This is a genomic window from Pseudomonas sp. CCC4.1, from assembly GCF_035019225.1.
GTDB lineage: Bacteria > Pseudomonadota > Gammaproteobacteria > Pseudomonadales > Pseudomonadaceae > Aquipseudomonas > Aquipseudomonas bubulae.
On record NZ_JASJWL010000099.1, the window covers coordinates 1 to 10935 of the forward strand.

A 10935-nucleotide genomic window follows, 5' to 3' on the forward strand; every position below is an offset into this window, starting at 1 on the left:
CTTGACGTTGGCGAGGTCAACGCCGGAGTTGTCCGCTTTGACGCGCACTTTAACGTTGTAATCGACCACTCGTTTGATACAGGCCAGCACCTTCATTGTTGCTCCCTCTATGGCTACTTGATTGGAAACCTCTTAAACCGTCGCGGGCTCAACAGGCAAAATCAGTTGATCCGGCACCGACTGCCCCGAGTTGCGTGCCACGAAGTAGTACACCAGCGCTGGCAGCGTCAGGCCGATGATCCAGGAAATATCAGTCCCCCCCCAGGTGTTCCACCAGAGGCCCGGTGTAAAAGCTGGTGGCGATAAACGGCAACTGCACCACCACTCCGAAGGCGTAGACCAGAATACCGCGCAGGTTCCAGCGCCCGTATCGGCCATTCGGGTTAGACAGCGCCGGTACGTCATAGCGCTCTTTACTGATGAGGTAAAAGTCCACCAGGTTGATCGCGCTCCACGGCGTAAAAAAAGCCAGTAAAAACAGAATAAACGCCGAAAAATCCTTGAGGAACGAATGCTGCCCAAGCAAGGCCAGAGCAGTGGCAAAACCTACCATCAGCAGGATATAAAACAGGCGTAAGGTCTTGGAGATTTCATGGTTGCCGCGAAAGCCGCTGACGATGGTGGCCAGGGACATGAAACTGCCGTAGGCATTGAGCGTAGTGATGGTCACCTTGCCGAACACCACGCAAAAATACAGCAGCGCCGCCATCGCCCCGCTCGCCCCCATGCCGACGATGTAGGCCACCTCATGCCCGGCAAACTGGCTACCGGCCAGGGCAGCCACAAACACACCGAAAACCATCGATATTTGCGAGCCGACGACAGAGCCCAGCCCCACTGCCAGAAAAGTTTTCAGCGACGAGGTGCTGGACGGCAGGTAACGCGAGTAGTCCGCCACATAAGGCCCGAACGCGATCTGCCAGGAGGCTGACAACGATATCGCCAACAGAAAACTGCTCAGGGAAAAGTGTTTATTGCTCAGCATCAGGCCAATGTCATTCTGAGCAATCAGGGTGTAGAACAGGTAGAAAAACGCCAGCACGCCGACCACGCTCGCCACACGGCCGATCATGTGAATGGTGCGATAGCCCAGAATGGTCAGCAGCACGATCAGGGCAGCAAAAATCAGGATGCCCCACGAGTCACTCACCCCCACCAGTTGCCCCACGGCCTGCCCGGCCAGCACCGAGCCGCTGGCCGAGAAACCGACATACATCAGGCACACCAGCACAATCGGGATCACGGCGCCATAGACGCCGAATTGCACCCGGCTGGAGATCATCTGCGGCAGGCCCAGCTTGGGCCCCTGCGCCGCATGCAACGCCATGATGGTGCCGCCCAGCACTTGCCCGATCAGCAGGCCGATCAGCGACCAGAACACGTCCCCTCCCAGCACCACGGCCAGGGCTCCGGTGACAATCGCAGTGACTTGCAGGTTGGCCCCGAACCACAAGGTGAACTGGCTGAACAGACGCCCATGGCGCTCTGACTCAGGGATGTAATCGATAGAGCGCTGTTCGACCAGCGAGGCCCGCGGTGAATCTTGGTTGAGCGTGGACATAAGCAGTTCCTTCAGGCTGGCACCCGGGGTGCGCCGTGTTGTTTTGGGAAAGACTTTTCCAATCCTTGGCCGGCGGATTATCTGGCTGCGTCGAGCAGGGCACGGGAGATAATGATTTTTTGTACCTCGGAGGTGCCTTCAAAAATCCGCAAGATCCGCGCATCACGAACATAGCGCTCCAGCGGCAAATCCCGGCTGTAGCCATAGCCACCGTGCAGTTGCAGCGCAGCATCGGTGATAAACCCGGCGCATTCGGCAGCGACCAGTTTGGCGGTGGCCGAGTCGAGGCTGAAACGCTCGCCGCTGTCACGCCGGGCAGCAGCTTTCATGGTCAGCATGCGCGCGCTTTCGAACTGCGCATACATATCAGCCAGGCGCCATTGCGTGCCCTGATAAGCGGCCAGCGGTTTAGGCCCGATCTGCCGTTCACGCACCCAGCTCAGGCTGGCTTGCAGGGCGGCATTGGCAATCCCCAGCGACATGGCTGCCACTTCCACCCGCCCACGGTCCAGCACCGCCATGGCCGTGTTGAACCCCTGGCCTTCTACGCCGAGCAGTGCCGATTCGGGCAGCCAGCAGTCCAGCGCCAGTTCATAGATGGTACTGCCACGCAGGCCCATGGTTTTTTCCGGACTGGAGAAGCTGATGCCCGCCGTGCCCCGGGGCACCATAAAGGCACTGATGCCCTTGTGACCTGCATCTGCGTCGGTCTTGACGTAGAGCACAATAAAATCGGCCTCCCTGGCATTGGTGATGTAGTGCTTGTTGCCGCGCACCCGCCAACCACCTTCTTCACGTACGGCGCGGCTGCGCATATCCGCCGGGTTGGAGCCCGCCGCAGGCTCGGTCAGGGCAAAGGCACCGAGCAATTCGCCGCTGGCTGCCCGTGGCAGCCACTCATGTTTCTGTTCCTCGGTGCCGCCCAGCAGGATCGAGTCCGTGGCCAGAAAATGCGCAGTCATGGCCGAAGCGGTAGAGGCACAGGCACCCGCTACTGCTTCCACCACGCGGCTCATCGCCAGGCTACCAATGCCCAGGCCGCCATATTGTTCTGGCAGGTTGACGCCCATGCAACCCAGATCGCTCAACGCCCGGATGCTGGCCAGGCAAAAAGTTTCGGTTTCATCGTAGTGCTGGGCCAGCGGCTGAATTACCTCACGCGCCACTTGCTCGGCACTTTCAACTACGGCCATTTCCTCTGCGCTCATTTCAAAGTTCATGCTTTCTCTCCTGCTTTGTTCAAGCCAAATGCGGCGTTGTCTGCGCCCAATCGGGGGGCAATGGTGATGGCGTGGGGTTTACGGCCATTGAAGAACACCGGTTGCGGCACCAGCGGCAATACGCTGCCCTCGGGCTGGAACTGCAACTGGCGTACACGGGCATGTTCACTGCCCGCAGCCTGGGCCAGATCCCACACCGGTGAAGACGGCACTCCGGCATCGAGCAGGCCGTCGCATAACTGTTCAACCTTGTGCTGTGTGGTCCAGGCCTCGATAACAGCGCGTAACGCCGGCTCATTCAGGGTGCGCTGGGTATCGTTGACAAAGCGCGCATCGGTGGCCAGCTCCGGCTGGCCCATGCATTGGCACAGGCGCTCGAACAAGCGATTGCTGGCCACTGCAATCACCACCTGACCGTCTGCCGCGCGATAGCTATCAAACGGCGTCGATACCGGATGCCGGTTACCCACCAGCCCCGGCGCCACACCGTTTGCATACAGGTTGGACAGACCGGTCATCTGCAGGCTGAACAACACGTCGAACATGGCCACATCGATGTACTGGGCCCCCGGGGCATGCCGCTCGCGGGCAAACAGCGCCGAGCTGATTGCCCAGGCTGCATACACCCCGGCACACAGATCGCCGATGGCCTCGCCGCTGCGGGTCGGCCCGGTAGCGGCGAAACCGGTAACGCTCATCAGCCCGGACATGGCCTGCGCGACGATGTCATAAGCCGGGCGACTGGACAGCGGGCCTTGCTGGCCGAAACCGGAGATGCTGGCGTAGATCAGCCGCGGGTTGTGCTGCTTGAGGCTGTCGAAATCGATGCCCAGGCGTTGAGTGACACCGGGGCGGAAGTTCTCGACCACGACATCGGCATCGGCCACCAGTTCGTAGAAACGCTGGCGGTCGGCCGGGTTTTTAAAATCGATTTCAACGCTGCGTTTGCCGCGATTGATCAGCCCGAAGTAGACACTTTCGCCGTCCAGAAACGGGCCCAGATGGCGGGCGTCATCGCCCTCCTCGGGCACTTCGAACTTGATGACGTCGGCCCCCAGATCAGCCAGCATCGCGGTGCAATGCGGCCCGGCCAGCACGCGGCTGACATCCAGCACACGCACACCTTGCAGTTGTCGGGTAAACGGACTGTCGTTCATTTTCACATCCTCAAATGCTCAAGCGGCACAAAGGTGCACACTTATACCAACCTGTATGTACAAGTGAATGCAAGTGAAGGGCCAACACCTGAACGAGATCAACCAGGAACGTACAAAACCAAGATAAATAGCTATTTAAATCAGATAGTTAAAAATTAAGAACTTTTTAATACGGAATATGAGCGCACAGAAAAAATGCAAAAAACTGCCGCAACTTTGGGCATAAACAGGCGGGAAGGTAACAAAAACGCACCAAAAGTAACGCGAGTAACACGGGGCCACCCGCGAGTACTCAGTTACCGCACTGCCCTTGCAGGCGATAGCGCGAACCCGGATAGACCAGCCGGGCACACCCCACCAACCCCTGTGCAGCCCAGGTCCGGCGGCGAATCAGCAGGCATGGCTCGTTGCGCTTTACGTTCAACAGGCGGCATTGCGCGGAAGTAGCATGAATCGCCTCCACCTCATGTTCGCCGCCGGTCAGTGGCGCCAGGTTCATCAGGTAGGCATAGGCTGTGGTGCGGGTGAAGTCCTGTTGCAGGTACTCAGGGGCGATCTCGGCATTGATATAGCGCTCCTCGATCTGCACCGGCACCTCGTTTTCGTAGTGCACCATCAGAGAGTGGAATAAGCGTTTGACCCCGTCCAGGGCAAAGGGCAACACCGGCGTGGTCTTGGCCGGGACCTCTTCGAGCACAATCACTTCGCAGCGGTGCACATGGCCACGATCAGCGATTTCCTGGGCGATATTGCGAATCTCGAACAACGCCGCACTGCCCTTGGGCACGGCGACGAAGGTGCCCACCCCTTGCATGCGCACCAGCAGCCCTTCGATGGTCAGCTCACGCAATGCGCGATTGATGGTCATGCGACTCACCCCCAGCTGGGCAAGCAGTTCACTCTCAGACGGCAACTTGGCATTGGGCAGCCAGGCCCCTGAACGGATTTTTTGCGTTATGGCCTGTTTGACCCGGGCATATAGCGGTGCCGGGCTTTCGATGGAAAATGGCGCAAGGGATGAATTGTCATCGACTGACTTGGACACAACGACTCCTGTTCGTAGGGCTGGGCATGCAGCCGGGCTGCGCCAGTTTACGCGCAGCCCGGGTCAAGCAAAACGAGGGATTAACGCGGCATGTAATCCCGTTGCCAACGACGAGGTATGCGCAACGACAACACGCCCAAAACAGCCGCAAAACCGGCGCTGAACAGCAGGGCCTGGAGGCCGAACTGCGCCTCCAGCAAGGCACCCAGCACTGCACCCAGCAACATCCCGGTCCAGGGCACCAGTTGCACGCGCCAGCCACTGCGCCGCTCACCCAGCAGCCAGCGGCCCAGCCCGCGACCAAAACGCGACAATGCCCCGGTCACGTAGGTCAGGCCCACCGGCAGGCCATTGACCTGCTCCACCGCAGCATTGAGCATGCCCATTGCCACGATGGCTGCCAGCAACGCCGGCACCTGGCTGGCAAACGGCAGCAAAGCTGCCGCACACAACAACCCCGCAATCACCAGCATCAAGGGTAAAGCGCGCCGTCCGCCCCAGCGCCCCAGCAATACCCCCAGGGCGTTACCGACAATAAACGCCAGTACCGCAAGCAGCAGGCGCAACGCCATCTGCAGGTCACCGTCACCGACGGCCACCGCCAGACGCGTGGTATTGCCGCTCATAAATGAGACAAAATCACCGGTGGCCAAAAAGCCGATGGCGTCCGTCATGCCCGCCAGCACCGACAGGCTCGCCACCATGGCCAGCCCTACCCGGCCGCGCCAGGCACGTACTCGAAGATGCACGGGATTGCTCGGTTTTCGCAGTGGCGCTGGAAGCATGGCGCAAGCCTCTGTAGGAATACCAGACTAAAGAGTGAACGATTTTGTCATACAAAAAAGCCACCATAGCATTCACCCTGCAGGACAATTACCGATCTAGCGCAGGTAAAATCGAACCAATTGTGAAAAAGGCATCTAATAAACGCTTCTGCCAAGGATAAGAGGCTCAGGTTTGCAGTAATGACAAGGATCAACACAGGGGCTGCCATGCCCACTGTGCCAGGCCAGTCAGCCTTAACAGATGTATGCAGAAGAATCCCATGACCCAGTCTGTTTGGATTAAACCTCGACTCAAGCCCTATGCATTGGCGGCTATCCCGCTGTTACTGATTGCCGGCGCTGTTGCGCTGGCGGTACATGCGGATGACGTCTTTGCCCAGCCGGTAGACGGTGTGCAAACCCTGGTGTTTTTGCGCCATGCGGAAAAACCCGCCGATGGCCTCGGCCAGCTCACCTGCCAGGGACTGAACCGCGCGATTGACCTGGCCACCCTGTTGCCTCAGCGCTATGGCAAGGCTGACTACGTGTTTGCAGCCAACCCTTCGCGCCAGGTTGAAGAAGGCGCCAATGATGATGCCTACAGCTACGTACGGCCGTTGATGACCATCAACCCGAGCGCCATCAAACTGGGCTTGCCGATCAATCTGGAGTATTCGGCCAACGATACCCGCCAACTGGCCAAAGAGCTGACCGACGACCAGTATCACAGCTCAACGATCTACACCGCCTGGTCCCATGGCTACTTGCCGGAACTGATCAATAGCGTCGCCAGTCAGGCGCTGGGCAAGAAGACCTCGTTGACCGAAGACTGGTCCGGTGGCGACTTTGACTCGTTGTATGTGTTGACCCTGACCTGGAAAGACGGCAAGGCCAGCCTGCTCAGTCGCGTCGACAAACAGGACCTCAATAATGGCTCCAGGGCGTGCCCGACCTGATCTGATCCACCCGCACCGGGATCACGGCGCGGTGGCGGCGCGGTTGAATTTTTCAGCACAAATGCCGATCATCCGGCGCACTCTCGGCAAAAAACGCTGTCAGATGCCACACTGACTTTCCAGCGCTGGCTGCTCGAACAACCTCGGCGCGACCCATCTCCAACTTGCGAACAGCTCAAGGTACATGCATGAAGATCAAGGTTACCGGTTTACCCCTGCTGATAGTGGCCTTGCTGGGCCTGGCAGGCTGCGCGACCCCGAGCGTTGTGACCCTGCAAAACGGCACGCAATACCTGACCAAGGACCTGCCCACTACCACCAACAAGGATGGCTTCTATGAGTTCGTCGATATAGCAGGCAAGCACATAAAGGTCAGGGCCGAGGATGTATCAACGATCAAGGCGGATTGAAGATCAGCGGCAAGCGCCAAGGCTGTTGACGCTTGCCCCTGCTTTTACCCGTTCAGGGCATCCAGCAACCGGTAGTAGCTGATACCCGCCGCCACATACAGGCGCTGCAAGCTGTGGAAGGGAATTCTGCGCATCGGCGTGACAGGGAACGGGAAGTCATTGCTGGCCCCCGAAACTCGCGCCGCCAGATGCTTGCCCAAGGTTGTCGCCATCGCAATGCCGCGGCCGTTGTAGCCCATCAGGATCGACAGGCCTGGCTGCGGCTCATGCAACTGTGGCAACACACTATGATTGAGCGCCACACGCCCGCTCCAGCGGTATTCGATCGCCACGCCTGCCAACTGCGGAAACACGCTGATCAATGAGCGTTCAAGGTGTGCCCAGTCTTCGGCACGCCGCGGTTCGGCAAACGGCCCGCGCCCACCCAGCAGTACACGCCCCTGGGCATCCTGCTTGAAGTACAGCAGCAGGCGCCGCGCATCGGAGCACACTTCCCCGCCCGGCAAAATGGTTTTGCGCAGCTCCGGCGACAGTGGTCGGGTGGCAATCAGGAAACTGTTGGCCGCCAGCACGGTTTGCCGCAGCCCTGGCCACAAGCCATCGGTATAGCCATTGGTAGCCAGCACCACACGCTCGGCCGTCACGCTATGACCTTGTGCGGTGGTCAGTTGCCACTGCGTGCCGATGCGGCGCAAGTCCGTCACCTGGCTATCGCTGTGAATCATCACGCCACGCCCCAGTGCCGACCTGGCCAGGCCGCGAGCATAGTTAAGCGGATGCAAGCTGCCAGCCCGCGGGTCAACCCAGCCACCCACGTAATTGTGCGTACCGATGCGCTGGCATACGCTGTCACTGTCCAGCAACTCGGCGGCTACACCGCGCTGTTGCCACTGGCGGGCACGACCCTCCAAAGTCTTCATCGTCGCGCTGGAAAAGGCCGGCTGAATCCAGCCCTTGCGCGTGGCATCACACGCAATGCCGTATTCGCGAATCAGCGAAAACACTTCATCTGCGGCACCGCCGCAGGCTTCGATAATTTTCTCGCCACGCTCAGCGCCAAAACGCTCAAGCAACTGATCGGGGTCGTATTTGAGGCCGGGGATGACCTGCCCGCCGTTGCGCCCCGAAGCGCCCCAACCCGGCTCACCCGCATCCAGCACACAGACACTGACACCCGACTCTGCCAGGCGCAGTGCAGTCACCAGCCCCGTGTACCCGGCACCGACAATCGCCACGTCCACCCGCTTGTTTTCCGCCAGTGCCTGGGTCAGAGCCGCGGGGCGCGCCGTAGCGGACCAGAGGGAAGGTGGCAAGATCAATTTCGAGGGTGCTTTCATGTACGCCTCCGCAGCGCAAAGCGGCCTTCCAGACGACGCAAGCCATAGGACAGCGGCAAGCTCATCGACAGATAAAGCAACGCAACCAGGGTGTAGACCGTCATGTTTTCAAAGGTCGAAGACGCAATCAGTTGCCCTTGGCGGGTCATTTCCGCCACGGTGATGGTCGACACCAGCGAGGAGTCCTTGAGCATCATCACCAGCGTGTTGCCATAGGGCGGCAAGGCAATGCGAAATGCCTGGGGCAGCACAATCCGGCGCATGATCAGCAGACCGCGCATGCCAAACGACTCGGCGGCTTCGATCTGGCCCAGGTCGATGGCCTGGATCCCCGCGCGGAAGTTCTCGGCCTGATAGGCCGAATAGGCAATGCCCAGACCGATCACGCCAGCCTGCATGGCACTGAGCTGGATACCGAAGTCGGGCAACACAAAATAGATATAAAACAGCTGCACGATGATCGGCAGCCCGCGAATCACATTGACCACGCCGATGGCGAACAAGGCGATGGCGCGAATCTTGGAAACCATCATCAGCGCAAACAGCAGGCCAATCACTGAACTGAGCAGGAACGAACCTGCAGTGACCTGCACAGTGACCACTGCGCCTTTGAGCAGAATTGGAAGAAAGTCCAACGCGTCCTGGAGAAACATAAACTACCTGCGCACCGCTACAAGAAGTGACCCGCCGCAACACGGGGGCCACAGGATCATCAGTTCAGTTGCCACTTCTCGATGATGCGTTGCAGCGAGCCGTCGGCCTTGATGGCGGCAATGCCCTTGTTGACCTGCGCCAGCTTCTCGGCATCGCCCTGGCGCATCACCAGGCATACGTCGCCCATCACCACCGGCACATAGGTGCTCGACAGTTTTACGTCCGGGTTTTTACCCTGGGCCAACTGGTAGGCGATGATCGGGCGATCACCGAATGCCGCCTTGATACGGCCCAGCTTGAGGTCCCGCATCAGGTCAGGAATGGAGTCGTAGCTGCGCACTTCCTTGAAGCCGCCGTGCTTGTTCAGCGCATCGAGAAAGACCGTACCAACCTGGGCGCCGACCACTTCACCGGCCAGGTCATCCATGGTTTTGTATTCTTTCGGGTCGTCAGATTTGACGATCAGGCCTTCGCCGTAGCTGAAAATCGGATCGGAATACTGCACAACCTTTTCACGCTCTGGGGTTTTGAGCATGGCGGCGGAAATCAGGTCGATCTTGTTGGTGGTCAACGAAGGGATCAGAGCCGCAAAGGTGGTTTGCTGGATCTCGGTGTCGAACCCGCCAGCCTTGCCCACCGCCTCGGCCGCATCGACCATCATGCCCTGGATTTTCCCGCTCTTGATATCGAGGAAGGTGAACGGGATGCCCGTTGCTGTCGCCCCGACTTTATAGACAGGCTCTGCAACAGCGCTGGCTGATCCAATCAACCCGGCAGCCATTGCGCATACCAGCGTCAGCACTTGAAAAGGTTTGTGCATAGCGAATCTCCCTGTGGTCGCTTTTATTGTTGCGATACGGCACTCAACAACCCCTGCAGCCTCTGGTGCAAAATGCCGCCATCGACTATAACCAATTTACTTAAATCGTAAAGAGATTTATAAGTATCGCATATCGATACTTATAGACCTGAAACAAGCCAAGGATGCGCCATGAGCGATAACAACAACCCTCTTTTCAACCAGTCACTGGAAAAGGGCCTGGCCGTACTTCGCGGTTTCGGCGCGGCGCGGCGCACCATGACCCTGGCAGATATAGCGTTGGTGGCAGGCATCAGCAAAAGCTCGGCCCAACGCATGGTGCATACCCTTGAAGAACTCGGGTATGTACGCAAACACCCGCAAAGCCGGCGCTTCCAGTTAACGCCCAAAGTTATGGAGATCGGCTACAACTATCTGGCCGCCGATATATTGGTAGATGTGGCAAACCCCTACTTGGCCGAGCTCAACCAGATCACCGGCGAGACGGTCAACCTGACCGAGCCCGACGGACTGGACATGGTTTACGTGTCACGTTTCGTCGCACCGAAATTTATCCCGATCCATATGCCTATCGGCAGCCGTATCCCGATGTACTGCACAGGTGGCGGGCGTGCTTACCTGAGTGGCCTGGCAGATGATGAAATCCGTGGTGTGCTGCAAGACAGCCAGCTGATCGAACTGACACGCCATACAATTACCGATGCCGACGCCATATTTGAACGGGTGCAGATCAGCCGCAAACAGGGTTATGCCACCAACAAGGAAGAAATGTTTCTGGGTGACATGACCATTGCCGCGCCGATTTTCAACAGTAACGGCCTGCCGGTCGCGGCGGTGCATGTGGTGGTGCCCAGCAGCCGCTGGAGCATGGAAGAAGCCGAAGAAAAACTGGCCTCTACAGTGATTCAGTGCGCCCGCGGGATCAGCAACTCGATCAGGACGCTGTAGCCCGTATATACGACGACTGTGGGAGCGAGCCTGCTCGCGAAGGTCTGTCTCTTATACACATCT

General features: G+C 58.8%; 10 protein-coding genes and 2 pseudogenes. 3 read left to right on the plus strand and 9 right to left on the minus strand.

Annotation, left to right across the window (positions count from 1 at the left end; all coding sequences use genetic code 11):
• From QN377_RS22525 to QN377_RS22550, 6 genes and pseudogenes are all read right to left on the minus strand, one after another.
• Positions 1–96 (minus strand): annotated as a pseudogene (locus QN377_RS22525) (electron transfer flavoprotein subunit beta/FixA family protein); the annotation flags it as partial.
• Positions 97–132: 36 nt separating this feature from the next.
• A pseudogene (locus QN377_RS22530) lies at positions 133–1561 on the minus strand (purine-cytosine permease family protein).
• A gap of 77 nt (positions 1562–1638) precedes the next feature.
• Positions 1639–2781, minus strand: coding sequence for an acyl-CoA dehydrogenase family protein (locus tag QN377_RS22535; RefSeq protein ID WP_095018699.1), 1143 nt, complete (start codon positions 2779–2781; stop codon positions 1639–1641).
• Positions 2778–3938 carry a CaiB/BaiF CoA transferase family protein gene (locus tag QN377_RS22540; protein ID WP_095018698.1) on the minus strand — a complete coding sequence of 387 codons (1161 nt, stop codon included), beginning with the start codon at positions 3936–3938 and terminating at the stop codon, positions 2778–2780. Before QN377_RS22540 ends, QN377_RS22535 begins: the two co-directional genes overlap by 4 nt.
• A 292-nt stretch (positions 3939–4230) precedes the next feature.
• On the minus strand, positions 4231–4983 hold the full coding sequence (gene hutC, locus QN377_RS22545; protein ID WP_095018697.1) for a histidine utilization repressor: 753 nt from the start codon (positions 4981–4983) through the stop codon (positions 4231–4233).
• Positions 4984–5063: 80 nt separating this feature from the next.
• Positions 5064–5768, minus strand: a complete 705-nt coding sequence (locus QN377_RS22550; RefSeq protein ID WP_095003339.1) for a YoaK family protein — start codon at positions 5766–5768, stop codon at positions 5064–5066.
• Positions 5769–6028: 260 nt separating this feature from the next.
• Between QN377_RS22550 and QN377_RS22555 the strand changes: the two genes are divergently transcribed.
• A complete protein-coding gene (locus tag QN377_RS22555) occupies positions 6029–6703 on the plus strand; it encodes a histidine phosphatase family protein (protein ID WP_095003338.1) in 675 nt (224 codons plus the stop codon).
• A gap of 188 nt (positions 6704–6891) precedes the next feature.
• Entirely contained in the window at positions 6892–7113 is a 222-nt protein-coding gene (locus QN377_RS22560) for a YgdI/YgdR family lipoprotein (RefSeq protein WP_095003337.1), read from the plus strand.
• A 44-nt stretch (positions 7114–7157) separates the two neighbouring features.
• On the opposite strand, the gene QN377_RS22565 is transcribed toward QN377_RS22560, so the two are convergent.
• From QN377_RS22565 to QN377_RS22575, 3 genes are read right to left on the minus strand one after another with little or no spacing between them, the layout of a single operon-like run.
• Entirely contained in the window at positions 7158–8450 is a 1293-nt protein-coding gene (locus QN377_RS22565; RefSeq protein ID WP_095018696.1) for an NAD(P)/FAD-dependent oxidoreductase, read from the minus strand.
• A complete protein-coding gene (locus QN377_RS22570; protein ID WP_095003335.1) occupies positions 8447–9103 on the minus strand; it encodes an amino acid ABC transporter permease in 657 nt (218 codons plus the stop codon). Before QN377_RS22570 ends, QN377_RS22565 begins: the two co-directional genes overlap by 4 nt.
• A 59-nt stretch (positions 9104–9162) precedes the next feature.
• Positions 9163–9924, minus strand: coding sequence for an ABC transporter substrate-binding protein (locus QN377_RS22575; RefSeq protein ID WP_095018695.1), 762 nt, complete (start codon positions 9922–9924; stop codon positions 9163–9165).
• 171 nt (positions 9925–10095) lie between these two features.
• On the opposite strand from QN377_RS22575, the gene QN377_RS22580 reads away from it, so the two are divergent.
• Positions 10096–10872 carry an IclR family transcriptional regulator gene (locus tag QN377_RS22580; protein WP_095003333.1) on the plus strand — a complete coding sequence of 259 codons (777 nt, stop codon included), beginning with the start codon at positions 10096–10098 and terminating at the stop codon, positions 10870–10872.
• Positions 10873–10935: the final 63 nt, after the last annotated feature.